The sequence below is a fragment of the Streptomyces sp. KR55 genome (genome assembly GCF_052245645.1).
GTDB classification, from domain to species: Bacteria; Actinomycetota; Actinomycetes; order Streptomycetales; family Streptomycetaceae; genus Streptomyces; species Streptomyces flavusporus.
In genome coordinates this window covers 1-25,265 of record NZ_JBQQCE010000101.1, presented here as the reverse complement: position 1 = coordinate 25,265, position 25,265 = coordinate 1, and the positions used below count along the sequence as shown (strand labels likewise).

Annotated in this window: 26 protein-coding genes and 1 rRNA gene; 11 read left to right on the top strand and 16 right to left on the bottom strand. The window is 68.9% G+C overall.

Going from position 1 to position 25,265, the window contains the following annotated elements; genetic code table 11:
• The first annotated feature begins 193 nt into the window (after nt 1-193).
• Both rrf and ACTWQJ_RS17160 read left to right on the top strand, forming a co-directional pair.
• A 5S ribosomal RNA gene (rrf, locus tag ACTWQJ_RS17165) occupies nt 194-310 on the top strand.
• Between the two features lie 61 nt (nt 311-371).
• A complete protein-coding gene (locus tag ACTWQJ_RS17160; protein ID WP_443307505.1) occupies nt 372-935 on the top strand; it encodes a GNAT family N-acetyltransferase in 564 nt (187 codons plus the stop codon).
• Nucleotides 936-937: 2 nt separating this feature from the next.
• Here the strand turns inward: ACTWQJ_RS17160 and ACTWQJ_RS17155 are convergent, their stop codons facing one another.
• From ACTWQJ_RS17155 to ACTWQJ_RS17125, 7 genes are all read right to left on the bottom strand, one after another.
• Nucleotides 938-2,473: a type VI secretion protein gene (locus ACTWQJ_RS17155; RefSeq protein ID WP_443307504.1), complete on the bottom strand. Its 1,536-nt coding sequence runs from the start codon at nt 2,471-2,473 to the stop codon at nt 938-940.
• 9 nt (nt 2,474-2,482) lie between these two features.
• Nucleotides 2,483-3,892 (bottom strand): ATP-binding protein, encoded by a 1,410-nt coding sequence (locus ACTWQJ_RS17150; RefSeq protein ID WP_443307503.1) that lies wholly within the window; start codon nt 3,890-3,892, stop codon nt 2,483-2,485.
• A 14-nt stretch (nt 3,893-3,906) separates the two neighbouring features.
• Nucleotides 3,907-5,466 (bottom strand): SCO6880 family protein, encoded by a 1,560-nt coding sequence (locus ACTWQJ_RS17145; RefSeq protein ID WP_443307502.1) that lies wholly within the window; start codon nt 5,464-5,466, stop codon nt 3,907-3,909.
• A complete protein-coding gene (locus ACTWQJ_RS17140) occupies nt 5,463-6,800 on the bottom strand; it encodes a hypothetical protein (RefSeq protein WP_443307501.1) in 1,338 nt (445 codons plus the stop codon). The genes ACTWQJ_RS17145 and ACTWQJ_RS17140 overlap by 4 nt, the downstream gene beginning before the upstream one ends.
• Entirely contained in the window at nt 6,790-7,614 is an 825-nt protein-coding gene (locus ACTWQJ_RS17135; RefSeq protein WP_443307500.1) for a hypothetical protein, read from the bottom strand. The genes ACTWQJ_RS17140 and ACTWQJ_RS17135 overlap by 11 nt, the downstream gene beginning before the upstream one ends.
• 210 nt (nt 7,615-7,824) lie before the next feature.
• Nucleotides 7,825-8,133 (bottom strand): hypothetical protein, encoded by a 309-nt coding sequence (locus ACTWQJ_RS17130; RefSeq protein WP_004000049.1) that lies wholly within the window; start codon nt 8,131-8,133, stop codon nt 7,825-7,827.
• 325 nt (nt 8,134-8,458) lie between these two features.
• On the bottom strand, nt 8,459-9,061 hold the full coding sequence (locus tag ACTWQJ_RS17125; RefSeq protein ID WP_443307499.1) for a TetR/AcrR family transcriptional regulator: 603 nt from the start codon (nt 9,059-9,061) through the stop codon (nt 8,459-8,461).
• 90 nt (nt 9,062-9,151) lie between these two features.
• On the opposite strand from ACTWQJ_RS17125, the gene ACTWQJ_RS17120 reads away from it, so the two are divergent.
• Nucleotides 9,152-10,096 (top strand): oxidoreductase, encoded by a 945-nt coding sequence (locus ACTWQJ_RS17120; protein WP_443307498.1) that lies wholly within the window; start codon nt 9,152-9,154, stop codon nt 10,094-10,096.
• A 57-nt stretch (nt 10,097-10,153) separates the two neighbouring features.
• On the opposite strand, the gene ACTWQJ_RS17115 is transcribed toward ACTWQJ_RS17120, so the two are convergent.
• From ACTWQJ_RS17115 to ACTWQJ_RS17105, 3 genes are read right to left on the bottom strand one after another with little or no spacing between them, the layout of a single operon-like run.
• The gene (locus ACTWQJ_RS17115; RefSeq protein WP_443307497.1) at nt 10,154-10,399 is read right to left on the bottom strand and encodes a DUF397 domain-containing protein; all 246 of its coding nucleotides are present in this window, start codon (nt 10,397-10,399) and stop codon (nt 10,154-10,156) included.
• Nucleotides 10,392-10,577, bottom strand: a complete 186-nt coding sequence (locus ACTWQJ_RS17110) for a DUF397 domain-containing protein (protein ID WP_443307496.1) — start codon at nt 10,575-10,577, stop codon at nt 10,392-10,394. The genes ACTWQJ_RS17115 and ACTWQJ_RS17110 overlap by 8 nt, the downstream gene beginning before the upstream one ends.
• A 9-nt stretch (nt 10,578-10,586) precedes the next feature.
• Nucleotides 10,587-11,432, bottom strand: a complete 846-nt coding sequence (locus ACTWQJ_RS17105) for a helix-turn-helix domain-containing protein (protein ID WP_443307495.1) — start codon at nt 11,430-11,432, stop codon at nt 10,587-10,589.
• Between the two features lie 185 nt (nt 11,433-11,617).
• On the opposite strand from ACTWQJ_RS17105, the gene ACTWQJ_RS17100 reads away from it, so the two are divergent.
• From ACTWQJ_RS17100 to ACTWQJ_RS17090, 3 genes are all read left to right on the top strand, one after another.
• Nucleotides 11,618-12,046, top strand: coding sequence for an ATP-binding protein (locus ACTWQJ_RS17100; RefSeq protein WP_443307494.1), 429 nt, complete (start codon nt 11,618-11,620; stop codon nt 12,044-12,046).
• A gap of 137 nt (nt 12,047-12,183) precedes the next feature.
• Entirely contained in the window at nt 12,184-13,212 is a 1,029-nt protein-coding gene (locus ACTWQJ_RS17095) for a C40 family peptidase (RefSeq protein ID WP_443307493.1), read from the top strand.
• Between the two features lie 199 nt (nt 13,213-13,411).
• On the top strand, nt 13,412-14,116 hold the full coding sequence (locus ACTWQJ_RS17090; protein WP_443307492.1) for a phosphatase PAP2 family protein: 705 nt from the start codon (nt 13,412-13,414) through the stop codon (nt 14,114-14,116).
• 24 nt (nt 14,117-14,140) lie between these two features.
• On the opposite strand, the gene ACTWQJ_RS17085 is transcribed toward ACTWQJ_RS17090, so the two are convergent.
• Entirely contained in the window at nt 14,141-15,706 is a 1,566-nt protein-coding gene (locus tag ACTWQJ_RS17085; protein ID WP_443307491.1) for an FAD-binding oxidoreductase, read from the bottom strand.
• Nucleotides 15,707-16,157: 451 nt separating this feature from the next.
• Here ACTWQJ_RS17085 and pstS point away from each other — a divergent pair, with 451 nt between their 5' ends.
• The 4 genes from pstS (at nt 16,158) to pstB (ending at nt 20,275) form a co-directional block, all read left to right on the top strand.
• Nucleotides 16,158-17,282, top strand: coding sequence for a phosphate ABC transporter substrate-binding protein PstS (gene pstS / locus ACTWQJ_RS17080; RefSeq protein WP_443307490.1), 1,125 nt, complete (start codon nt 16,158-16,160; stop codon nt 17,280-17,282).
• Between the two features lie 104 nt (nt 17,283-17,386).
• Nucleotides 17,387-18,397 (top strand): phosphate ABC transporter permease subunit PstC, encoded by a 1,011-nt coding sequence (pstC, locus tag ACTWQJ_RS17075; RefSeq protein WP_443307489.1) that lies wholly within the window; start codon nt 17,387-17,389, stop codon nt 18,395-18,397.
• Nucleotides 18,394-19,452 (top strand): phosphate ABC transporter permease PstA, encoded by a 1,059-nt coding sequence (gene pstA, locus ACTWQJ_RS17070; protein ID WP_443307488.1) that lies wholly within the window; start codon nt 18,394-18,396, stop codon nt 19,450-19,452. Before pstC ends, pstA begins: the two co-directional genes overlap by 4 nt.
• Before the next feature lie 46 nt (nt 19,453-19,498).
• Nucleotides 19,499-20,275 carry a phosphate ABC transporter ATP-binding protein PstB gene (gene pstB, locus ACTWQJ_RS17065; RefSeq protein WP_443307487.1) on the top strand — a complete coding sequence of 259 codons (777 nt, stop codon included), beginning with the start codon at nt 19,499-19,501 and terminating at the stop codon, nt 20,273-20,275.
• Nucleotides 20,276-21,068: 793 nt separating this feature from the next.
• Here pstB and ACTWQJ_RS17060 read toward each other — a convergent pair.
• Nucleotides 21,069-22,067, bottom strand: a complete 999-nt coding sequence (locus ACTWQJ_RS17060) for an inorganic phosphate transporter (RefSeq protein WP_443307486.1) — start codon at nt 22,065-22,067, stop codon at nt 21,069-21,071.
• 7 nt (nt 22,068-22,074) lie between these two features.
• Nucleotides 22,075-22,695, bottom strand: a complete 621-nt coding sequence (locus ACTWQJ_RS17055; RefSeq protein WP_443307485.1) for a DUF47 domain-containing protein — start codon at nt 22,693-22,695, stop codon at nt 22,075-22,077.
• Between the two features lie 212 nt (nt 22,696-22,907).
• On the opposite strand from ACTWQJ_RS17055, the gene ACTWQJ_RS17050 reads away from it, so the two are divergent.
• The gene (locus tag ACTWQJ_RS17050; RefSeq protein WP_443307484.1) at nt 22,908-23,255 is read left to right on the top strand and encodes a metal-sensitive transcriptional regulator; all 348 of its coding nucleotides are present in this window, start codon (nt 22,908-22,910) and stop codon (nt 23,253-23,255) included.
• A gap of 8 nt (nt 23,256-23,263) precedes the next feature.
• Here ACTWQJ_RS17050 and ACTWQJ_RS17045 read toward each other — a convergent pair whose 3' ends face one another.
• From ACTWQJ_RS17045 to ACTWQJ_RS17035, 3 genes are all read right to left on the bottom strand, one after another.
• On the bottom strand, nt 23,264-23,440 hold the full coding sequence (locus ACTWQJ_RS17045) for a hypothetical protein (RefSeq protein WP_443307483.1): 177 nt from the start codon (nt 23,438-23,440) through the stop codon (nt 23,264-23,266).
• Between the two features lie 85 nt (nt 23,441-23,525).
• Nucleotides 23,526-24,365: a hypothetical protein gene (locus tag ACTWQJ_RS17040; RefSeq protein ID WP_443307482.1), complete on the bottom strand. Its 840-nt coding sequence runs from the start codon at nt 24,363-24,365 to the stop codon at nt 23,526-23,528.
• Nucleotides 24,366-24,752: 387 nt separating this feature from the next.
• Nucleotides 24,753-25,178, bottom strand: coding sequence for an NUDIX hydrolase (locus tag ACTWQJ_RS17035; protein ID WP_443307481.1), 426 nt, complete (start codon nt 25,176-25,178; stop codon nt 24,753-24,755).
• Nucleotides 25,179-25,265 lie beyond the last annotated feature (87 nt).

Here is a 25,265-nt window from a genome sequence, read left to right as displayed (position 1 = left end):
TATAAGAGGGTAAGGCTCCCAGTAGACGACTGGGTTGATAGGCCGGATATGGAAGCCCCGTAAGGGGTGGAGTTGACCGGTACTAATAGGCCGAGGGCTTGTCCTCAGTTGCTCGCGTCCACTGTGTTGGTTCTGAAACCACGAACAGCCCCACGCCGCCGCGCGTGGTGCGGCGTTCACAGTTTCACAGTGTTTCGGTGGTCATAGCGTGAGGGAAACGCCCGGTTACATTCCGAACCCGGAAGCTAAGCCTCACAGCGCCGATGGTACTGCAGGGGGGACCCTGTGGGAGAGTAGGACACCGCCGAACAATTCTTGAGAAAACCCCCGTGCCGGACGGCACGGGGGTTTTCTGCGTTACGGTGACCCTCATGAGCATCAGCACGGATGAGCGGTACGTCGTCCGGTCCATACGTGTCGACGAGTGGCCGGCGGTGAAGGAGCTGCGGTTGAGGGCGCTGCGGGATCCGGTGGCGCATCTTGCCTTTCTGGAGACGTATGAGGAGGCCGCGGCCCGGCCTGACTCCTTCTGGCAGGAACGGGCGGCGAGGAGTGCCGAGGGAGCGGTAGCGGCGCAGCAGATCGTTGCTGAGGGGCCCGGCGGGGAGTTGGTCGGGACGTTGACCGTGCTGGTCGAGGAGCCGGGGACGACGGACTGGGCCGGGTTTCCAGTCGAGCGGCTGCAGGGGCATGTCGTGGGCGTGTACATGCGGCCCGAGCACCGTGGGTGCGGGCTGACCGAGCTGCTCTTCGACGAGGCCCTGGAGTGGGCCTGGGGGCGGGGGCTGGAGCGGGTGCGGCTCATCGTGCACGAGGAGAACGGGCGGGCGCAGGCCTTCTACCGGAAGGTGGGGTTCGAGCCGAGTGGGGTGACCGTGCCGTTGGACGGACAAACGGGCGGCTGTGAGCGGGAGTTCGTTCTCGAAAGAGAGTGACGTCAGACCGGCAGCTCGTCGTGCGGCCAGCGGGAGCGGGCCTGTTCGCGGGAGCGGAGGAGGGCCAGGGTGGGGAGGCCCTGCTCCGGTCCGGACGTGAGTAGGGACGGGAGTTGGAGGAACGGGGCCACGGCCGCGATGTCGTCGAGGACAAGGGTCAGTGGTGGGTCGAGGCGACCGGAGGATGACCGTTCGGCCATGCGCCGGCCGCGCTCGACCACGCTGGAGACGAGGGCCGTGAGGAGAGGCATCGCGCCGGGGTTCGTCCTGGGGTCCTCGATGGATTCACCGACCATATAAAGCGTGCCCCCTTCGTCGATGAAGGAATCCAAGGTGAGCGCATCAGTTCGGTTTGGGGTGCATGCCTCGCGGACGTTCACCGTGAACAGTGAGGACAGGGCGCGACTGGTCAACTCGTGAGCCATGTCGCGGCGTTCGGGGTGCGCGGTGAGGGCGGCCTCGAGTTCGCCGGCGGCGCCAGGGGCCGCCTTGGGGTGCGTACGCAGGGTGCGTACGGCTTCCTGGATCTGGGTGCCCTGGGACCAGCGGTGGACGTGGCGGATGGTGCGGTTGTCGAGGGCGGCGGCGTGGAGGTAGCTGCGGAGCAGTGTCTCGGCGGTGTCGCTGAGCGCCTGGTCGATCTTGGCGGTGGGGCGGACCGGCGTGAGGAGGGCGGCGGCTCTTGCTGTGGCCGTTGGCTTGTCCTCGCAGCCTGTGATGGGGGACCAGTGGAGACGGGCCGGGGTGTCGCAGCGGTGGGTGGGGTCGTAGAGGAGGACCGGACCGAGTTTTGATCTGGCGTCCTTGGTGTCCTGCCAGAGGGTGGGGTTCGACGTGACGATGAGGGCGGGGCCTTCCGCGTCGCGGATGGCCTGGGCTGCGGTGGCGGCGCGGCTCTCCGCCGTCGTCACGAGGATCTTTTCCCACCCGCCGACCCGTTCACCGCCGAACAGGGGGGTGGGACGCTCGGGGTCCGGTGGCGTTGGGCGGAGTAGCGCCGTCGGATCCGGGTCCGGGGCTCTTCTCGGAGTCGGGACCTCTTGGGGCCGGTCCCCGCTGGGTGCCTGCTCTGCCGGGGCCCGGAGCTCGTGCGGTTCGATCGCCGGCGCCGGGGGCGTGGCCTCGGCGTCCTTGGTGTGCTCCCGCGTCTGCTCGTGTGCCGCCGACGCAGACCTCTGTCTCGCCCGTACCGCCTTCCACCGTGCCAGCGTCCCCATCACGAACACCGTCAGCACGAACAGCACCATCAGCTGGCCGATGAACAGCCCCCAGAACAGCCCGTACCCGGAGAGCTGCGTCCCCGGCGTGTGGGGCCAGGCGCCGGTGATGTCGTGGGGTTCGGCGACGAGGTGGCGCATGGCCAGGGGCGTGCGGGTGAAGGTCACGCCGGACGGCCAGGCGCCGTGGGAGAACCAGCCGGCCAGGCCCGTGGCCGACCAGACCAGCAGCGTCACGCCGAGCAGGAACGCGAGTATGCCGATCAGCAGGCCGTCGGGGATACCGCCCTGGCCGTCCCGCCGGTGGTCGTCCGGTCTCACGCCGCCCTCCTACGCCACCGTCGACTCGGAGTCGCCGAGGTGCTGTTCCATGAAGGCCGCCGCCCGCTCCTCCGCCTCCAGCTCGGCGGCGCGCAGCGCGTCGTCGACGAGGTCGCTGGAGGACTCGGTCATCGCCCGGTCGGTGAAGACCAGCGGGCGTTCCGTCTCCGTGACCAGGTGTTTGACGACCTGGACGTTGCCGTTGACGTCCCAGACGGCGATGCCGGGAGTGAGGGTCGGGATGATCTCGACGGCCCACCGCGGCAGACCCAGCACCCGGCCCGTCGCCCTCGCCTCGTCCGCCTTCTGGGCGTAGATGGTCCGGGTCGACGCCATCTTCAGGATCGCCGCGGCCTCCTTCGCCGCAGCCCCGTCCACGACGTCGGACAGATGGTGTACGACCGCCACGAAGGACAGGCCCAGCCGTCGCCCGAACTTCAGCAGCCGCTGGAACAGCTGCGCCACGAAGGGGCTGTTGATGATGTGCCAGGCCTCTTCGACCAGGAAGATGCGCTTCTTCCGGTCGGGGCGGATCCAGGTGTGCTCCAGCCATACGCCGACGATCGCCATCAGGATCGGCATGGCGATGGAGTTGCGGTCGATGTGGGAGAGGTCGAAGACGATCAGCGGGGCGTCCAGATCGATCCCGACCGTTGTCGGGCCGTCGAACATGCCGCGCAGGTCACCGTCGACCAGACGGTCCAGGACCAGTGCCACGTCCAGGCCCCACGCCCGTACGTCGTCTATGTCGACGTTCATCGACTCGGCGGACTCCGGCTCGGGATGCCGTAGCTGCTCCACGATGTCGGTCAGGACCGGCTGGCGCTCGACGATGGTCTCGTTGACGTAGGCGTGCGCGACCTTGAGTGCAAAGCCGGACCGCTCGTCCAGCCCATGCCCCATCGCGACCTCGATGATGGTCCGGAGCAGGGCGAGCTGACCCGTCGTCGTGATCGCCGGGTCGAGCGGGTTGAGGCGGATGCCGTGGTCGAGGGCGGCCATCGGGTCCAGGCGGATGGGAGTTATCCCCAGCTCCTGGGCGATGAGGTTCCACTCGCCGACGCCGTCCTCACCCTGCGCGTCGAGCACGACGACCTGCCGGTCCCGGAAGCGCAGCTGTCGTAGGACGTATGTCTTCTCCAGCGCCGACTTGCCGTTGCCGGACTCGCCGAGGACCAGCCAGTGCGGGGCAGGGAGCTGTTGGCCGTAGAGCTGGAAGGGGTCGTAGATGTAGCCCTTCCCGGAGTACACCTCGCGGCCGATGATGACGCCGGAGTCGCCGAGGCCGGGGGCGGCGGTGGGGAGGTAGACCGCCTGCGCCTGGCCCGTGGAGGTGCGTACGGGCAGCCGGGTGGTCTCGACCTTGCCGAAGAGGAAGGACGTGAAGGCTTCGGTGATGGCGGAGAGCGGGTCCCGCATCAGGGCATCAACCCCTACCTTCGGATTCCGGTGGCGAACGGGAGCGTGTTCACGAAGGCCCGGTGGTGCTCGCGGTCGCACCACTCCAGTTTCAGATACGACTTGCCGGCCGAGGCCCTTATCGTCCGCTTGTCGCGCGCCAACGCCTCCGGGGTGCGGGAGGAGACGGTGATGTAGCCGACCAGGTTCACCCCTGCCGCACCGCTCGCCAGGTCTTCTCCTCGCTGGTCGAGACGGTTGTGGGCGGCGATGTCGCGCGGGTCGACGGTGCGGTTCATCTTGGCGGCGCGGGAGGCCTCGGCCTCGTCGTTCGTCTTCTCGGTCAGCATGCGTTCGATGGCTACCTCGGTGGGCTCGAGATCCATCGTCACGGCGACCGTTCGGATGACGTCCGGGGTGTGGACGAGGAGGGGCGCCAGGAAGTTGACGCCCACCGGGGTCATCGGCCACTCCTTCACCCAGGCCGTGGCATGGCACCAGGGGGCGCGGGTGGACGACTCGCGGGTCTTCGCCTGGAGGTACGTCGGCTCCATGGCGTCCAGCTCGGCCGGCCAGGCATTGCGTTTCGTCATCGCCTGGATGTGGTCGATCGGGTGGTCCGGGTCGTACATGGAGTGGATGAGCGAGGCGAGCCGTCCCTGCCCGAGCGGCTGCCGTACTCGGATGTCGGCCTCCTGGAGGCGCGAGCAGATGTCCGTCAGTTCGCGCGCCATGACGACCGCCAGCCCGGCGTCCCGGTCGACCTTGCCGCCGCCGTGCGGGCGGGCGGCACGGGCCATCGCATGCGCCTCGGCGGCGAGTTCACGGGTGTAGTGCATACAGGCGACGAGATACGCGCGGTGCTGCTCGCTGCTCGTCGACACCATCGACTGGAGCTGGTCGTACGACTGCTGCAGCCATGCCGGGGCCCGGTCGTCGCCGCGTACGGCGACGTCCTTGGCGTGGGCGTCGGGGTCGGCGGGGAGGGTGCGGGCGAGCATCTGCAGCCGGGTGACGAAGCCGTCGCCGTTGGCCACATGCTTGAGGAGGGTGCCGAAGCGGTCGACGAGGGCTTCCTGGTCCTCCGAGTCGCGCAGACCGACGCCCGGGCCCTCGATCTCGATGGCGGCGGTGACCGTCTTGCGGTCCGCGTGCAGCAGTACGGCGATCTCGTCGGGCCCGAAGGGGGCGGCGAGCCAGGTGATGCGGCCGATGCCGGGGGGCGGGCCGATCTCGACCTCCCGCCCGTCGAGACGGGTGCCGGCCTCGATGGCGGCCGATCGGTAGGTGGCGCCCGAACGGAGGGTGCGCTTGTAACTGCGGTTGATCTCGAACCACTTGTAGAACGTGCGGTGCTTGTACGGCACGTAGACCACCGCCAGCGCGAGCAGCGGGAAGCCCATCAGCAGCACGATGCGCAGGGAGAGGACCGGGACGAGCAGCCCGCACATCATGCCCAGGAACGCGCCCGCGATGATCAGCGCGATCTCGCCGGTCTCGCGGTTGCGGCCGACGATCGCGTTCGGCCGGGCGCGGCCGATCAGATATGTACGGCGGGGCGTGACCGGATGGGACAGGTGGGACTCGGTCGTCAACGCCCTTCACCTCCCGTGCGGTTGCTATTGCTGTTGCGGGTGTTACTGGCGTGCGGGGTGTTCACCGGGCTGGACGAGCGCGGCGCGGGTGCGGCGGATGGGACAGATCCGCCGCCTCCGTTCGAGGGGCGCGAGCTGTGCGCGGCGACGCCGCCCGAGGCCTGGTTGGCCGGGCGGGGGGCCGAGTTGGCGCCGGACTGGCCGCCGTTGTTGTCGGCGCGGGTGCTGTGGGTCTTGATGCCCTGGGCGACCAGGGTCGCCGGGGAGCTGATGACGGCGGCGGCCTTGCCTTCGGCGCTCTGCATGATGCGGTTGTTGCGGGAGCCGGCGATCTCGTCGCCGAAGCCGGGGACGAAGCGGTAGATCATCGCGGAGGCGAAGATGGCGAGCAGGATGATCGCGAGGCCGGAGACGACCGCGGAGAAGGCGTCCGGGCCGTCGTCGGCGGAGAGCGCACCCGCCAGCCCGAGGACGATCACGATGACCGGCTTCACCAGAATGACCGCGATCATGATGCCGGCCCAGCGGCGGACGTGACCCCACAGGTTCTTGTCGACGAGGCCGGCGTAGACGACGGTGCCGAGGAGTGCGCCGACGTAGAGCAGCGCGGCCCTGATGACCAGCTCCAGCCACAGCACACCGGCGGCGAGGATGGACACCAGGGAGACGACGATCAGCATGATCGGGCCGCCGCCGATGTCCTCGCCCTTCTTGAGGGCGCCGGAGAAGTTGCCGAAGAAGGCGTCCGTCTGGTCGCCGGTGGTTTCCGCCAGGACGTCGGAGACACCGTCCGTCGCCGAGACGACCGTGTACAGGATCAGCGGGGTGAAGGCGGAGGCCAGGACGGTGAGCCAGAGGAAGCCGATCGCCTCGCCGACGGCGGTGCTGAGGGGGACGCCGCGGACGGCTCGCTTGGCAACGGCCAGCAGCCAGAGGAGGAGGGTGAGGATCGTGGACGCGGCGAAGACGACGGCGTACTGCTGGAGGAACCTGGCGTTCGTGAAGTCGACGTTCGCGGTGTCGTTGACGGCCTCACTGAGCTTGTCGATGGTCCAGGAGGCGGCGTCGGCGCAGCCCTTGGCCAGGGAGGAGAGGGGGTCGAGGGTGGAGGTGGGGTCGAGGGTGGGGGAGCTGCCGCCGGTGCGGCTGTCGCCGCCTTCTCGTTCGCAGTAGTCCTTGGCGGGGCCCCGGATGAGGTCGCAGGGATCGTTGCTCGCGGTGGGCGAAGGCGTGGGCGTGGGTGCGGCGAAGGCGCGGGTGGCCAACAGCACCGTGGTGGTCTGGACGGCGGCGACGGCAGCCGTGACCTTGAGGAAGCGGTGGCTAGCGCGCATACGTGAACCCTCCGTACTCCTCGACGGCCTTCGTCATGTCGTCGGCGGTGGAGGCCTGTTGATCGCGCCCGACCGGCACGGGTCCGTCCTTCTGCTGGAAGTCGGTGACTTTCCAGTCGTTGTTGGTCCACGTCAGCTGGTACGTCGTCGTGTACCAGCTCTCGGACACGGGGTTGGTCGCGCGCTCGCCGGACAGGCCGAAGAGCGAGGTGTACCAGACCTCGACGGTGGCGTCGTTCGCACTGGACGCGGTGACCTTGGTGCCCACCGGAATGACGCGGGAGACGAAGGTCTGTCCCTTGGGGGCCTTGCCGTTCTTGTCGAGGCCGATGTTCGCCAGGAAGTCCTCGCTCGAGTACGCGCTGTCCAGGTCCGCCTGCCGGGCGGCGGCGACATCGGGAGCGTAGACGGTGTTCACGATCTTGTGCCGTCCGGCGGTGTCGAACATTTCCGCGGAACCCAGCGCCACCGCATAGTTCGCCGCCGCACTCTGCGCCCCCTGCTCATCCCGCGCGTACCCCGTCGGGATCCCGCCTGTCCCCGACTCCACCGGCCGCTCCCCACTCGCCGCCGTAGGCGCCGCCTCCGGGCCGGAGCCGCTCGTGTCCGTGGATTCGGAATCGTCTCCTCCACGGTTGGCGAATGCGATCGCGGCGATCAGCAGGACCACCACGCCGACCACCGTGACCAGGCTCCGGGAGGATGACCGGCCGCGGCGCGCGCCCCCGTAGGGGTCGCCGTCGGGCAGGCGGGTGCGGGTGTGTCCCGTACCGCCGTAACCGCCGGAGGCTTCGTGCTCGTCCCCGAGACTCATGCCGCGTACGCCCCCTTGACGTCGTAGCGGAAACCGTCGTACCGACTGAACGCGTAGATGTACGACGGTAGCCGTGCTGGTTCCCGCGCGGGCGCGGTGTGGTGACTCGACATCAGGGACATCAGGGAAACGCAACCTCAGCCGGTGGGCACGACGGGCGGGTGGGGTGGAGGGGGACCGGACCGGGCGCGCCCGGAGGGGAGGACGGGCCTATACGGCCATGCCGTACACGATGGTGAAGAGCGTGCCGAGGGAGCCGATGATGAACACCCCGGTGAGGCCGGCGATGATGAGGCCCTTGCCCTGTTCCGCGCTGAAGGTGTCGCGCAGGGCCGTCGCGCCGATGCGCTGCTTGGCGGCGCCCCAGATGGCGATGCCGAGGCAGATCAGGATGGCCACCGCCATCACGACCTCGATCATCACCTTCGCCTCGTTGCCCAGGCTGCCGAAGGGGCCCCAGTCCGGAGCGATCCCGCCGATGATGGTGTTGATGTCTCCCTTGTCGGCCGCAAAGAGCATGTAAGTCACCGCCCCTGGTGGGTAGTTCCGCAGTCCCCTGCGGTGCGCAGAGGTCAGGCCTCATTCTCGCCGACAATGGCGCTGTCGTATGTCGACTTGGCGTCATCGAGTGGCGGGTTTCGTACGAATACCTCGTATCGTCACTCTGTGTATCACGGCAGGTCACGCCGGGCAACGAGGTGGGAACGAAACCCGTCATGTGGTTCCGTCGTTGAACATCTTCATGCCCTGGGGCCGTTTTTGACGGTCGGTCGGGTGAGAGGTCGTCTCGATGTTCTCCGGATGAAGGCTATCTGCCGGTGTGACCTGGGTCGGTGGCGAGGGGTCAGCGGGGCCGGAGTCCGTGCAGGAGATGGTGGACGAGTTCGCCGATGCCGTCGAGTGCGGCCTGGGGTGGGAGCGTGCCTTGGGCGGTGAAGGCGGCGACGCCGTGCAGGGTGGCGCCTGCGAGCAGGGTGATCTGCTCGGGATCTCCCGCGACGATCTCGCCGCGCTGCTGGGCGCCTTCGATGAGGCGCACAAACGGCTCGATTGCTCGCTCCATGGCTGACGCGAGTTGCTGGGAGACGTCCGGGTCGTGCTTGCGGGCGTACATCAGCTCCAGCAGTGCGGCGTTCTCGATGGTGAATCCGAGGTAGGCCCGCGCGAGACGGATGAGCCGCTCCTCGATCGGGAGTGCGGGGTCGTCCGCGGTGACCACGGTCTCGGTCAGGCGCTCGAAGCCGGTGAGGGCTAGGGCGTCCAGCAGGGCCTGCTTGTCCTTGAAGTGCCGACCCGGGGCGGCATGGCTGACGCCGGTCTCGCGGGCGAGTTCGCGCAGGGACAGGGCGGCGGCCCCCTTCTCCCGCAGGGTGCGCTCGGCGCCGGCGAGCAGGGCTGCGCGCAGGTCTCCGTGGTGATAGGGGCGGCTCTCGGGCATGCGCACCATCGTATCTCGATGTTGTCGGCGTCATCTTTGTTGGCGTCGTCACCATTGTTGTCATTGACAGCATTGTTGGCGCTGCCTACATTGAGGGGCATGCCTACCACGAGCAAGCCGGCCCGGCCGGCGAAATGGAACGCAAGCCGTCTTCCCGCCCTCACCGGCCGGACGGCGGTCGTCACGGGCGCCAACAGCGGCATCGGCCTCGCCGCCGCGGACGCGCTGGCCCGGGCGGGGGCGCATGTCGTCTTCGCCGTACGGGACCCGGAGCGCGGCCGGGCCGCGGCCGCGACCGTGAACGGCAGCACGGAGGTCCGCCGCCTCGACCTCGCCGACCTGGCCTCGGTCCGCGCGTTCGCGGAGGGCTGGGAGGCCCGTCCGCTGGATCTGCTGATCAACAACGCGGGCGTGATGATGCTCCCGGAGCAGCGGACCAAGGACGGCTTCGAGATGCAGTTCGGCACGAACCATCTGGGCCACTTCGCGCTGACGAACCTGCTGCTGCCGTACATCACCGACCGCGTGGTGACGCTGTCCTCGAGCGCCCACCGGTTCGGCGACGGCGTCATCCGCTTCGACGACCTGAATCTGACGTCGGGTTACACGCCGGTGCGGGCCTACGCCCAGTCCAAGCTGGCGAACCTGCTCTTCACCCTCGAACTTCAGCGCCGCCTCACGAAGTCAGGCTCTCCCGTCCGCGCCTTCGCTGCGCACCCCGGGTACGCGGCGACCAACCTCCAGAGCCACGCCGCGAGCCGCGTGAGCCGGTTGGTCATGAGCCTGGGCAACCGGCTGATCGCCCAGGACGACAAGGCCGGCGCCCTGCCGACCCTGTACGCGGCGGTCCAGGACCTGCCGGGCGCCGGCTACGTCGGACCCGACGGGCTGGGCGAGATGCGGGGCGCACCGACCCTGGTGAGCCGCTCGGCCGCGGCAAGCGACCCGGCAGCGGCTCGGCGGCTGTGGACGGCGTCGGAGGAACTGACAGGCGTGAGCTTCCCGCTGGGAGCGGCGAGCGGGGTGGAGGCCGGGAGGGCGTGACACGGCTGCCCGACGGTCACGTCACTGATCGGCGGTCGCTCAATGCCGCTCAGGCGGTTACTGACCGCCGCTCAAGCCCTCCACGAAGTGGTCGAACTCGCCCGCCTGTACGCCGAGTACGAAGGCGTCCCACTTGTGGCGGTTGGTCGTAACCACGTTCTCCGGGTCGCTGGTCTCGCGGATGTAGACCGGGGCGTCGCCGTCGTCGCCCTCACCGAAGGCGATCTCGATCCAGGGGCCGGGGCCGGTGGCGTCGGGTGGGGCGGCGCGCTCCCAGGTGAGGTTCGGGGGGATTTCAGCCACGGGGGGAGTCCTTCTTGAGGGCGGTGAGGAGGGCGTCGAAGGAGGTGGGGGTGGCGATGAGTACGGCCCCGGTGGGGTCGGCGCTCTCGGTTACGCGGATCGTGCCGTGGCTTGTGGATATGTGCACACACGAGTCGCCTTCGGAGCAGTAGGACGACTTCTGCCAGCGCTGGCTCATGGCGTTCCTTCACAGATCGCGCATCACGTTGTGGATGAGGTCCCGCGTCTTGTCCGGGTCGAGAGCGACGGCTTCGATCCGTTCGAAGAGCGTTCGGTACTTGTGCAACTGTGCCTCGGCGTCGAGGAACACGAGGCCGTGTGACTGGTCGAGGTGGACCGTGTCCAGCTGAGGTACCGGGCCGTGCGCGTAGTAGAGCGACTGCCCCGATCCCGGGTAGGCGCCGACGTCGAAGGTGATGGAGCGCAAGGTGACGTGATCGCGGTCGCTCATGTCGAGCAGGTGCTGTAGTTGCGCCCGGGCGACAGTGGGGCCGCCGACCTTCATGCGCAGGGCCGCCTCGTGGATGATCGCCTCGTACGGGGTGGGGTTGTCCTCGCGGAAGAGGATCGCCTGCCGCTTGACGCGGAACGACACGCGGTGCTCGATGTCAGGCGGCGAGAGTTCGGTGACCGCCTGGCGGAAGATCTCGAGTGCGTACTCCCGTGTCTGGAGCAGGCCCGGGATGCGGGCTGTAGTGGCGCCGCGCAACGACTGGGCGTGGTACTCCAGTTCAGCCAGATCTAGGAGCGCGCTGGGCAGTAGTTCGCGGTACTGCTCCCACCAACCGCGTGTGCGCTGGGAGGTCATGTCGCTGAGCGCCTGGATGAGGGGCTTGTCGGAGCAGTCGTAGTGGCAGGCGATCGTGCGCACTCGCTCGGCGCTCACGCCTACTCGACCGGCCTCCATATTGCTGACCTGCGCCTGCTTGATGCCCAGGAGTTGACCAGCCTCGGTGGCGCTCAGGCCCGCGCGTTCGCGCAGCTTGCGCAACTCTGCGCCGAAGCGCAGTTGGCGACCCGTTGGGTTCCTCACGGGCTTGCCGCCTCCTTGCTGTCACTCACATGGGTGGTAGTTATCGTGATTTCGGCAAGAAGTGAATACGTTCACTCTGCTGTCGCTACCTTACAACTGGCGCCCCGCCCAGAAGCGCCCCGCTCGACGGAGCGGCGAGGTCACTGGGCTGCCACCCCAACCCCCCTACCTGAACGGACACTTCCATGCCCACCGTATCCCCGCCCTGGACCTACACCCTCCAACTCCCGCACGATCCCCGCGCACCAGGCATCGCGCGCGCAACCCTGCGTACCGTCCTGGCCGCCCACGGGCTCACCGAGCTCACCCCCACCGCCGAACTCGTCGCCGCCGAACTCCTCGCCAACGCCCACCTCCACACCGCCGGCCCTTACGCCCTGCGCCTGCGGCATGCCGAGCCCGGGCGGCTGAGGGTTGCCGTATGGGACACCGACCCTCGTGTCCCGCCTGGGTTCGCGAAGAACGGCCCGCCCGCCGGCGCACCACCGGCGGACGCCGAAACCGGACGCGGTCTGCAACTCGTACAGGCGTGCGCGGACACGTGGGGCGTGTCCGTACTGGGCGAACCGGGCGCATCCGAGTGCGGGAAGCTGCTGTGGGCCGAGTGTCAGTGAGGGGCGCAAACAGCGTGCCCCCCTGAGCGCGCGGCGCTCGTAGCGCGCCCGCCCCGAACCTGGCCCGGAAGCTACCTCCTGATCCAAGGCCCTGCCTCTACACTGACCTGGGCGTACTCCCGGGCAACGAGGGGCGGTTGACGGTGCGTAAGGCGTGGGTCGTGGCGGTTGCCGCCGGGGGCGCCGGGGTCGCGTTCGTGATGCTGCTCGTCGTCGGGGTGTACGTCGTCGCCGGGAACCTCGTCAACGGTGTGAACGGGGCGAGCAAGAAGCTGGCCAAGGGGGCGGTGCCCGCCGCCTATCAGCCCCTCGTGGAGAAGTGGGGCAACAAGTGTCCCGCCATCAACCCGGCGCTGCTCGCCGCGCAGTTGTATCAGGAGAGCGGGTTCGATCCGAGGGCCCAGAGTCCGGCGCAGGCGCAGGGGATAGCGCAGTTCATCCCGGGCACCTGGGCCACACACGGGATCGACGGCGACGGGGACGGGGACCGGGATGTCTGGGATCCCAACGACGCGATTCCGTCGGCTGCTTCCTACGACTGCGAGCTCGCTTCGTACGTGAAGGACGTGCCGGGGGACGCGACGAAGAACATGCTCGCCGCCTACAACGCGGGGGCGTACGCGGTCATCAAGTACGGGGGCGTGCCGCCGTACAAGGAGACCCAGAACTACGTGCAGACCATCACGACCCTCGAGCAGAGCTTCGCCGCGCCCGTCGGGCGGGTCGATCCCTCCGAGCAGGCCGCCGGTGCCATCCACTACGCGCAGGAGAAGCTCGGCACGCTGTACCTCTGGGGCGGCAACGGTACGGCGGAGCAGGGTGGACGGTTCGACTGCTCGGGGCTGACCAAGGCCGCGTACGAGAGTGTGGGGATCACGCTGCCGCGCGTCGCCAATGATCAGTACAACGCCGGCCCGCACCCGTCGCGCGAGGAGCTGCTGCCGGGGGATCTGGTGTTCTTCTCGGACGACCTCACCAATTCGCGGGCCATCCGGCATGTGGGGATCTATGTCGGAGGCGGGTACATGATCGATGCCCCGAGGCCGGGGGCTGTCATCCGGTTCGACCCGATCGACACCCCTGACTACTTCGGCGCCACCCGGGTCACCGAAGATGGCGCAAAAGCGCTCCCGGCCACTGCCGGATCCGGGGTGAACCGAACGTGAGCCTCCCCCCTGAGCTGCGATGATGAGTCTCTCTTCGATAACGTCTGCGTGATCATTCAGTGGAGTGTGGAACGCAGTGAGGGGAGTCGTGCGTTCCTGTTGACGTAGCCGAGCCACACGGATCTACACACCACGGGGGTGGCAGAGCGGCGCACGCACCTGTGCCCGCGGAGACGACGACGAAGGGGCCCGCTGCACCATGGCTGGACTCGCGCAATCCGGGTCGAACCCCGACGTCGAGTTGCTCTACGACATCAACGGCCTGGCCAAGGACGCACCGTCCTGGTTCGACCGGATCATGGAGTTCGTGGGTGAGTACGGGCTGTTGCTCGCCATGGTGCTGCTCGTGGTGTGGTGCTGGTGGTCCGTCCGTAGGCGTGGAGGCGAGGAGGCGGCCTCCTCCGTCGCCGCGCTGGTGTGGGCGCCGCTGGCGGCCGGCATCGCGGTGCTGGTGAACGTGCCGATACGGGGTTTCGTGGAACGGCCCCGGCCCTTCGTCAACCATGAAGGGCTGGACGTCCTCGTCTCCGGCAAGACCGACTTCTCGTTCGTAAGCGATCACGCCACCATCACCATGGCCATGGGTGTCGGTCTCTTCGTCGCCCACCGGAAGTTCGGGCTCGCCGGCATCGGGCTCGCCCTGCTCGAAGGGTTCCTCCGGGTCTACATGGGCGTCCACTACCCGACGGACGTCATCGGCGGATTCGCGCTCGGCACGGCGGTCGCCCTGCTGCTGTCGCCGCTGGCCATGGCCTTGCTCACGCCGGTCATGAAGGCCGTCGAGCGGTCGCCCCGGGCCGGCCGGCTGATCCGCCGCAGATCCTCGGCGACCGGCCAGGAGACCCTCATCCCGGGCACCCGCAAGGAGTCGGCCGACTCCGAGGAGCGGGACCTGGCGGCGTGAGGGGCTCCCCGGCGGGCACCGGGCTCACAGGCCCTGCGGATACGTGAACACCCGGTTCGGGTCGTAGATCCGCTTCAGCTTCGTCAGGCGGGTCGCCGCATCCCCGTAGTACGCCTTCCGCCAGTTCGTCAGGGTCGGGTCCGTGTAGTTCTGGTAGGCCGCGCCCGAGGCGTACGGGCGCATCGACCGGTGCGCCGACGTCAGCCAGGACTGGGCCGTCGAGCCGGACGTGCCCGCGCGCCAGGCGGCGATGTACTGGGCCAGCATCCGGGAGCGGCGGTGCACGAAGGCCGTCGCCGTCGGGGAGACGCGGTTGACCGCGCCGCCGAGTGCGGTCAGGGCGATGCTGCCCGAGCCGCCGCGCACCGACGTCAGCTGCGACAGGAGCGTCTGGATGCCGGTGGCCGAGATCGAGCGGTCGAAGAAGTCGGAGCGGGCGGCGTACGTCTCGCGGCCCAGCGCGCCCTCGGGGGAGCGCCCCGGTGTCGAGCCCGGCAGATGGCACTGCGCGTCCGTCGCGAAGGACGAGCAGCCGGCGTAGACCTCCATGGACTCCTCGTACGAGCGCCGCTTCAGTGAGACGTTGCTCGCCGGGGAGCCGATCCGGGCGGCCAGGCGGTCGACGGCGTTCTGGAGTTCGCCGTAGGTGCCGAGGGAGAACGCGGCGACGGAGACGGTGGGGGTACCCCCAGTGGCATTCGCCAGGTGGAGGGAGGACCAGATCTCGTCGGGCTGGTCCGGGCCCCACTCCTGCCAGGCCTTCACCACCGCGGCCGCCCTGGCCCACGGCCAGCTCAGGTACGCCGAGACCGCCTGCGGGGCGGGGTGCGTACGGAAGTGTAGTTCCGTGACGACGCCGAAGTTGCCGTTGCCCGCGCCGCGCAAGGCACAGAAGAGGTCCTTGTGCTCGTCGGCGTCGGCGGTGAGCTGCTTGCCGTCCGCCGTGACGAGCGTGGCCCGGGTGAGGCTGTCGCAGGTCAGGCCGTACGCCCGGGAGACGACCCCGTGTCCGCCGCCGAGCACCAGGCCGGAGACGCCGACCGTCGGGCAGGAGCCCGCCGGGATCGTCACGCCCTTGGCGGCGAGCGCGCGGTAGACGTCGATCAGCTTGGCGCCGGCGCCGACGACCGCCGTGCCACCGCTCGCGCGGACGAGGTTCAGCTTGGCCACGTCGACGATCAGCCGGCCGTTGCCGGAGGACCAGCCCGCGTAGGAGTGGCCGCCGTTGCGGATGGCGACGCGGATGTCGTGGGCGCGGGCGTGGGCGAGGGCCGTGCGGATGTCGTCGGGGTGGGCGACGTAGGCGACCGCGGCGGGCTTCAGCGTGTCGAAGCGGGTGTTGTAGAGCTGGCGGGCCGTCGCCCAGGAGGCGTCTCCGGGGCGGATCAGGGTGCCGTCCAGGTCGCGGGCCAGGGCGGTCCAGGCGGCGGCGGCCGTGGTGGCGGTGGTGCGGGCCGGCGTACGGGAGGTGGTGGACGGCCGGTCGGCAGTGGCCGTGGCGCTGGCGGGTCCGGTGCCGCCGGTGCATGCTGCCGACGCCACCCCCACGATCGCGGCTGCCCCGCCGCCGATGAACGTCCGCCGCTCCATGGGTGCCTCCCGCTGCCGCCGTCTTCGTCCATCGAGACGGGTCCGCGGGCGCGGGGGTTCCAGGGATGCCGGTCTGCGTTGCGGGGTGCCGCTGCGCCCACCCGTGCCGCCCCAGCGGCACGACTGCCCGCAGCTACGTCAGTGACCGGTTCCGTGTAAAGCATGTAGCTTCATGCGAAGTGTCGCTTCCGGTTCGTGCTGCTTCGGTAGGCGTCGCCCCTGATGGGCGACCTGCCGGAACCTCGGCGTGTTCTCCCCGTGAGCATTCCGTGACCTAACCACACCGACCGCAGGGGTTCACCCTCCGTTCACTTACGGCCATAGGCGGCTTCACCTGTTCTGCCTAATTTCGGCCGTACGGATGACGGGCGCACTTCGAGCGTGCGTTCACATCACCCAGACTTCGCACGCCGCCGATCAGGACGGCGGCTCCTGGAAGGAACTCCCGAAAGTGAAGCTTCAGCGCATGAACCGGCGGGCCCTCACCCTCGGTGCTCTCGCCGTCTCCGGCGCCCTGGCCCTCACGGCGTGCGGCTCCGACGAAACGGGCAACGGCGGCGACAGCGACTCCACGTCGACCGCCCAGGGCAGCTCCATCGAGTGCAACGACGCCAAGGGCCAGCTGCTGGCCGACGGCTCGTCGGCGCAGAAGAACGCGATCGACGCCTGGGTCAAGCAGTTCACCGCTGCCTGCAACGGCGTACAGATCAACTACAAGGGTGGCGGCTCCGGCGCCGGCATCACCGCGTTCAACAACGGTCAGGTCGCCTTCGCCGGTTCCGACTCTGCGCTGGACTCCGAGGAGATCGCGGCCTCCAAGGAGGTCTGCTCCGGTGGCCAGGGCATCGACCTCCCGATGGTCGGCGGCCCGATCGCGGTCAGCTACAACGTCCCGGGTGTCGACAACCTGGTCCTGGACGCCCCGACCCTCGCCAAGATCTTCGACAGCAAGATCAAGAAGTGGAACGACTCGGCGATCGCGAAGCTGAACCCGGACGCCGACCTGCCCGACCTGGCCATCCAGCCGTTCCACCGCTCGGACGAGTCCGGCACCACGGACAACTTCACCAAGTACCTGATCGCCACCACCCCGGAGAACTGGAAGTACGAGGGCGGTAAGGCCTGGCAGGCCGACGGCGGCCAGGCCGCGAACGGCTCCTCCGGTGTCGCCCAGCAGGTCTCGCAGACCTCCGGCGCCATCGGCTACATGGAGCTGTCCTACGCCGAGGGCATGGGTATCGTCGCCATCGACACCGGCGCCAGCGAGCCGGTCAAGGCCTCCACCGACGGTGCCACCAAGGCCATCGCGGACGCCGAGGTCGTCGGCACAGGCAAGGACCTCGCGCTCGACATCAACTACAAGACCAAGGCCGAGGGCGCCTACCCGATCACCCTGGTCACGTACGAGATCGTCTGCGACAAGGGCAACAAGGCCGACACCCTGCCCGCCACCAAGGCGTTCCTGAACTACATCGCCAGCGAGGACGGCCAGGGCCTGCTGGCCGACGCCGGCTACGCGCCGATCCCCGACGAGATCATCGCCAAGGTCCGCACCACCATCGAGGGCCTGAGCTGACCTGAGTGTGCGGCCCGGTCCCGCCACGGGACCGGGCCGCACCGTCCGGTGCACCGCCGCCAGGAGCCGTACGTCGAGTGCGGCTCCGCAGACCGGAGAACCCGATGGACATAACGACACAGAAGAACACTGCAACACCTCCCCCAGCGCCCCAGCCGACCGAGGCCGAGCTCAAGCGCGCCGCCCGTGGCGCCACCCGACCCGGAGACCGGATCTTCCTCGGTCTGTCCCGCGGCTCGGGCATTCTGCTGCTGGCGATCATGGCCGCGATCGCGGGCTTCCTCACCTACCGGGCCGTCCTTGCCATCAGCGAGGACGAGGGCAACTTCCTGACCACCTTCGAGTGGAACACGGGCACCCAGCCGCCGGTCTTCGGTATCGCCGTACTGGCCTACGGCACCGTGATCTCCTCGATCATCGCCATGGTCATCGCGGTCCCGATCGCGGTCGCCATCGCGCTGTTCCTCACGCACTACGCCCCGCGCAGGCTGAGCGGTCCCATCGCCTACGTGATCGACCTGCTCGCCGCGGTGCCGTCCATCGTGTACGGCCTGTGGGGCGCCCTGATCCTCGTACCGCAGATGGACGGCCTGTTCGGCTGGCTGGACGACTACTTCGGCTGGACCGGCATCTTCGACTGGCAGGGCGGCGCCCCCCGCTCCATGCTCACCGTCGGCATCCTGCTGGCGATCATGATCCTGCCGATCATCACGAACGTCAGCCGTGAGGTCTTCAAGCAGGTCCCGCAGATGCACGAGGAGGCCGCCCTGGCTCTCGGCGCCACGCGCTGGGAGGTCATCCGCATGTCGGTGCTGCCGTTCGGCCGCTCCGGCGTGATCTCCGCCTCGATGCTGGGCCTCGGCCGCGCGCTCGGCGAGACGATGGCCGTCGCCACGGTCCTGTCGCCGGACTTCCTGATCCACGCCAGCCTGCTCGACCCGGGCGGCGGCACCTTCGCCCAGAACATCGCCGCCAAGTTCGGTGAGGCGTCGCCGTTCGGCCGTGACGCGCTGATCGCCTCCGGTCTGGTCCTGTTCGTCATCACCCTGCTGGTCAACGGCGCGGCCCGGGCGATCATCGCCCGCCGCAAGGAGTACTCGGGGGCCAACGCATGAGCACCGTCCTCACAGACAAGCGCCCCACCACTCTGCGCGGCGCCAGCCTGCCCAAGTGGTCCCCGTATGCGATCGCCGCCGGCTCCCTCGCCGTGGCCGTCGGCATCGGCCTCGGCGGCGGCCTGGACAGCCGGGTCCAGTGGGGCCTGATCGCCGCGATCCTCTACATCCTCGGCACGTACGTCATCGCCTCGATGGTCGAGGGCAAGCGGCAGGCCAAGGACCGCATCGCGACCTCCCTGGTCTGGGTCGCCTTCCTGCTCGCCGTGGTGCCGCTCGCCTCCCTGGTCTGGGCGACCGTCGAGCGCGGCGTCAAGGTCCTCGACGTCTACTTCCTGACCCACTCGATGGGCGTCGTCGCCGACCGGGAGCCGGGCGGCGGTATCTACCACGCCATCATCGGCACCCTGGAGCAGGTCGGCCTCGCCACGGTGATCGCCGCGCCGATCGGTGTGCTCACCGCGATCTACCTGGTGGAGTACGGGCGCGGCGCCCTCGCCCGGGCCGTCACCTTCTTCGTCGACGTCATGACGGGTATCCCGTCGATCGTCGCCGGTCTGTTCATCCTCAGCATCATGCTGATCTTCGAGATGCAGCCCTTCGGCTTCGCCGGCTCGCTCGCGCTGGCGATCCTGATGATGCCGGTCGTGGTCCGCTCCACCGAGGAGATGCTCAAGCTCGTCCCGAACGAGCTGCGCGAGGCCTCGCTGGCGCTCGGTGTGCCCAAGTGGCGCACGATCCTCAAGATCGTCCTGCCGACCGCGATCGGCGGTATCACCACCGGCATCATGCTGGCGATCGCCCGTATCGCCGGTGAGACCGCTCCGGTGCTGCTGCTGGTGTTCGGTAACCCGTTCATCAACAACAACCCGTTTGAAGGGGCCCAGGCCTCGCTGCCGCTGTACATCTACCAGCAGTACTCGCAGAGCGCGGGTGCCCAGCCGGCGTACGACCGCGCCTGGGCGGCGTCCCTGACGCTGATCGCCTTCGTGATGATCCTGAACCTGCTGGCCCGCGGCATCGCCCGCTGGAAGGCTCCGAAGACCGGTCGCTGACGCGGCCACTCAGCGACCGATTTCCCGAAAGAAGCAGTGATTTTTCATGGCCAAGCGCATTGATGTCAGCGGCCTCAGCGCCTACTACGGCTCGTTCCGGGCCATCGAGGACATCTCGATGACCATCGAGCCCCGGTCCGTTACGGCCTTCATCGGGCCGTCCGGTTGCGGCAAGTCCACGTTCCTGCGCACGCTGAACCGGATGCACGAGGTGACTCCGGGTGGGCGCGTCGAGGGCAAGGTCATGCTCGACGACGAGAACCTGTACGCCACCGGGATCGACCCGGTGTCCGTGCGGCGTGAGGTCGGCATGGTCTTCCAGCGGCCGAACCCGTTCCCCACGATGTCCGTCTACGACAATGTCGCGGCCGGTCTGAAGCTGCTCGGCTCGTACAAGAAGTCGCAGCTGGACGACATCGTCGAGAAGTCGCTGAAGGGTGCGAACCTCTGGAACGAGGTGAAGGACCGGCTGAACAAGCCGGGGTCCGGGCTGTCCGGTGGTCAGCAGCAGCGGCTGTGCATCGCGCGGGCGATTGCGGTGGAGCCGAACGTTCTGCTGATGGACGAGCCGTGCTCTGCCCTTGACCCGATCTCGACGCTTGCGATCGAGGACCTGATCGGTGAGCTGAAGGAGCGGTTCACGATCGTCATCGTGACGCACAACATGCAGCAGGCTGCGCGGGTCTCCGACCGGACCGCGTTCTTCAACCTCGCTGCTGTCGGGCAGCCCGGCAAGCTGATCGAGATCGACGACACGGAGCGGATCTTCTCCAACCCGTCGGTCCAGGCCACGGAGGACTACATCTCCGGCCGGTTCGGCTGATCAGACCCCTCGCGGTGCTGCATGGCGGTGCCACCGCGAGGACAAAAAGGGCCCGCCCCTGGCTTCCGGGGGCGGGTTCCTTTTGTTGGGGGTGCGGGTGCCTGCGGCGCTTGGGCGGGATGCCTGCGGTGCCTGTGCGGGTGCGTGGTGGGGATGCCTGCGGCGCTTGGGCGGGATGCCTGGGGTGCCTGTGCGGGTGCGTGGTGGGGATGCCTGCGGCGCTTGGGCGGGATGCCTGGGGTGCCTGTGTGGGCGCGTGGTGGGGATGCCTGCGGCGCTTGGGCGGGATGCCTGGGGTGCCTGTGCGGGTGCGTGGTGGGGATGCCTGCGGCGCTTGGGCGGGATGCCTGGGGTGCCTGTGCGGGTGCGTGGTGGGGGTGCCTGCGGCGCTTGGGCGGGATGCCTGCGGCGGCCTGTGCGGGTGCGTGGGGGTGCGGGTTGCGCCTGCGGTTTCGTTGTGGGGCGGGGCCGCGCCGGGGGGTGTCCGTCCTCGGTCTGCCGTTGGGTTTCTTGGAGTGGGCACCGGTCGTTTCCGGCATCCGCTGCGGGCGGACACCCCCCGACACGTCCCCTTCCCGCCGTACGCGACTGCGGCCCCGACCCGTCAAGCCGCGGGCAGGCCCGTCAGCCCGTGCCGCCACCACTCCGTCAGTCCGCGGGCAGTCGTGCCCCCCCCCGAGGGGGGGCCCCAGGGAGGAAAGGGGGGGGGGTGGGGGTCCCCCCCCTTGGGGGGGATTACCGTCAGCGCCGGGCTGCGCGACCCACCCGGGCCCAGCGCAACGCCGGGCAGGGGTTATAGGAACGCCAGGTGCACGAGGCCGAAGGCCAGCGCCGCGACGATCGCTGCTGCCGGCATCGTGATGAACCAGCCGAGGACGATGTTCTTGGCGACGCCCCACCGCACCGCGTTCACCCGCTTCGTCGCGCCGACGCCCATGATGGCCGAGGTGATGGCGTGGGTCGTGGAGATGGGTGCCTTGAAGAGGAAGGCAGTGGTGAACATGATCGACGCGCCGGTGGTTTCCGCGGCGAAGCCCTGTGGGGGGTCCAGCTCGATGATGCGGCGGCCCAGTGTGCGCATGATGCGCCAGCCGCCGGCGTATGTGCCGAGAGAGAGCATGAGCGCGCAGGCGATCTTGACCCAGACCGGGATCGGGTCGCCGTAGTCCTCGACGTCGGCGATGACCAGGGCCATGACGACGATGCCCATGGTCTTCTGGGCGTCCTGGAGGCCGTGGCCCAGGGCCATACCGGCCGCGGAGACGGTCTGTGCGATGCGGAAACTGCGCTTGGCCTTGTGCGGGTTGGCCCGGCGGAAGATCCACATGATGGCCGTCATCACCAGGTAGCCGACCACGAGACCGACCACGGGGGAGACGAACATCGGGATGATGACCTTCTCGAGGACGCCGTCCCAGTAGACCTGGGTGCCGCCGGCCAGTGCCGCGCCCACCATGCCGCCGAACAGGGCATGGGAGGAGGAGGACGGCAGGCCGAAGTACCAGGTGACGAGGTTCCAGGTGATCGCGCCGAGGAGGGCGGCGAAGAGGATGCCCATCCCCGTGGAGCCCTCGGGGGTTTCGATCAGGCCCTCGCTGACCGTCTTCGCCACGCCGCTGCCCAGGAACGCACCGGCCAGGTTCATGACCGCGGCCATGGCCAGGGCGGCCTTCGGGGTCAGCGCGCGCGTCGACACGGACGTGGCGATCGCGTTCGCCGAGTCGTGGAAGCCGTTGGTGTAGGTGAAGAAGAGGGCGACCAGGATGGTCACGACCAGGGCGAAGGTGTCCATGGACGGGTCAGGACTCCTTGACGGCGATGGTCTCCACCGTGTTCGCCACGTGCTCGAAGGCGTCGGCGGCCTCTTCGAGGACGTCGACGATCTGCTTGAGCTTCAGGACCTCGATCGCGTCGTACTTGCCGTTGAAGAGGTGGGCCAGAAGCTTGCGGTGGATCTGGTCGGCCTGGTTCTCGAGGCGGTTGACCTCGATCCAGTACTCGGTGAGGTTGTCGAGGGTGCGCAGGTGCGGCATTGCCTCGGCCGTCAGCTCGGCTGCGCGGGCGAGGACTTCGATCTGCTGCTCGACGCCCTTGGGGAGTTCCTCGACGTTGTAGAGGACGACCAGGTCGACGGCCTCCTCCATGAAGTCCATGATGTCGTCGAGGGAGGACGCGAGGGTGTAGATGTCCTCGCGGTCGAAGGGCGTGATGAACGAGGAGTTCAGCTGGTGGAAGATCGCGTGCGTGGCGTCGTCACCGGCGTGTTCCGCTGCCCGCATACGCTCTGCGATCTCGGCCCGGGCGGAAGCGTCCGCCCCGAGCAGTTCCATCAGGAGCTTGGAGCCCGTGACGATGTTGTCCGCGGATGCGGCGAACATGTCGTAGAAGCTCGTCTCCCTGGGGGTCAGACGAAAGCGCACGTGGGTTCCTCTAAGTGCTTCGGTTTCGGTCAGGCTGATGCTAGGTGCATCATCCGGCCACGGCTAATGGGCCGTCCTCCAGTGTCGCCCATGAAAATAGTTCGTCTGTACGGGGGCGGTTCGGGGGGTCGGTCCGGGCAGCGGCCAAGAGGCCTATACCCAGCAAAGTTCGGTACGATATACCCAGTAGGGGTATGTGGATGGAGGACGCCATGACGACCACCGAGACCGGCTCCGGGGCGCCCTCCGAGGGCGTGGTGACCGACCACGACCGTGGCGTTCACGGGTACCACAAGCAGAAGGACGAGCATCTGAAGCGGCTGCGCCGGATCGAGGGGCAGATCCGGGGGCTGCAGCGGATGGTCGATGAAGACGTCTACTGCATCGACATACTCACGCAGGTGTCCGCGTCCACCAAGGCTCTGCAGTCCTTCGCGCTGCAGTTGCTGGAGGAGCATTTGCGGCACTGTGTCGCCGATGCCGCCCTCAAGGGCGGTGGCGAGATCGATGCCAAGGTGGAGGAGGCCACGAAGGCCATCGGGCGGTTGCTGCGGACGTGAGCGTTCGCTCAGGTGTGGGATGCCGCTGCGCGTTCTTCGGCCACTCGCAGCACCTCGTCGATGCTCTCCAGGCTCAGCCTGTCGTCCGCTGCCGAGGCCGCGATGATCAGCTCTCCGCACAGCTCTATCTCGGCGAGGGCCACGTGGTCCTGAACTGCCGTACCGCCGACCGGAGCCACGTGCATCACCTCTTCTCTGCCGTCACCGACTTCCTAGAGTAGGGAGCGGCCTACACAACGCGCATGGCACGGACGGGCTAGTTCGCGCCGGTCACTCCTCGGCGATCCGGCCCGCGTAGATGTGCTCCGCGGGCGGCAGTCGTACGTCGACGGGGGCCCCGAAGTCGTAGAGGAGGGTCGTCGACGAGACCGCCACGGGGGTCCTGTGGTGGCCGTTGACGAAGCTGAAGCGGTGCCGGACCTTGCGGATGCGGCCCTGGTCGTCGAGGTACACGTCGAACGGCACCTCGGCCGTGGCGAACCCTTTCGCCGCCGCCTGGAGGGATTCCCTGCTCCCGGCCGAGGCATTTTGCGCGGCCCGGGCCAGGTCGGCGGTGCCGCGGTAGTGGCTGACCTCGGTGCCGGCGATCTCGGTCCGGCCGACGTACTCCGCGGAGCGCGCGCCGCGCAGCACCTCGGCGGCGGCGAAGGGGTCGGTGGCGCCACCGGTCACCAGGTTTCCGTCGGAGAGGGTGGCCGTGTCGACGCGCACCCACTTGTCGGCGGGGACGCCGGCGCCGCGGTTCTTCATGTACAGGGCGCCGGGGGCGAGGAGTTCGGTGATCGGGCGGTGCTCCTGCTCGCCGGCCGGGTCCTGGGGGAGCAGCACCTTCAGGCGGCCGCGCTGCCGGGTGTAGTCGTATGCGCCCTCGCCGCGGATGGTGACGCGGGTGCCGCCGGTGGCCATCTCCATCGACGTACGGGCCTTGGAACTGCCGGCGTCCCGCAGCGCGTCGGCGGCGTTCTGCAGGGTGCGGACCGGGTCGGCGGGGTGGGCGTTGTCCGCGGCCGCGCCGCTGCCGGAGCATCCGGTACCGCCGAGGCAGATACAGGCCATCAGCCCCGCCGCGACGACCGTCCCGCCCGCCCTGCCCTGCTGCCGCTCCGCCATCGCCTGCCTACCCCCAGCCGTACGTCCGTCACTGGCCCCCTGTCGTTCCGGTTAACGACGAGTAGGTTGAGCCGTCACGCGGCCGGTGGGGTCGTGGGGGTGCTCGACGGCGGTTTCCGGCGGGGGCACGGAGGACTCTCACTAAGGGCTGACGAGCTGTTCAGCCGGGCTGGGTAACGTTGTCGGCGTGACGCAGCAGGGCCGGTCCGACCCCGGAAACGATCATCCGGAGCACCGCACGACGACGGTCGAGCAAGGGCCGTTCTGTGTGGCCCGGTGCAGCTGCGGCTGGCGTGGGCCGGCCCGTCGGGCGAGAAGCCGGGCCCGTACGGACGCGTCGGGGCATGTGGCCGGATCCTGACGGTGAGCGGTGAGCGGTGAGCGGCTTCAGGCGGGGCGCATGGTGGCCAGGAGTTCGTCGACCAGCTCGCCGTCGCGGGGCTGGGTCAGGCGGCGGCGGGCCGCGTCGGGAGTCAGCCACAGGATGCGGTCGACCTCGGTGGTCGGGGTGAAGCTGCCGGAGACGGCCTCGGCCGCCCAGTAGCGGACCTGCTTGGGGCGGCCGTTCGCGAGGTAGTACAGGGTGGGCAGCTCGGCGCCGGTCACGGCGGCGTAGCCGGTCTCCTCCCCGACCTCGCGCAGGGCGCCGGCCAGCGGATCCTCGCCGCGCTTCAGCTTGCCCTTGGGGTGGGACCAGTCGTCGTACTTGGGACGGTGGACCAGGCAGATCTCCAGTTGGCCGTCGATGGGGGAGCGGCGCCACAGGACGCAGCCGGCTGCCTGGACGGGCGTGTTGTCCTTCGTGCCGGTCACCTGCCGTTCACCGCCCCCCTCGGGTCAGGACGTGCCCACCGTCTGCTTCTGCCACGACTGCTGGAACGCGAACCGGGCCGCCTCCAC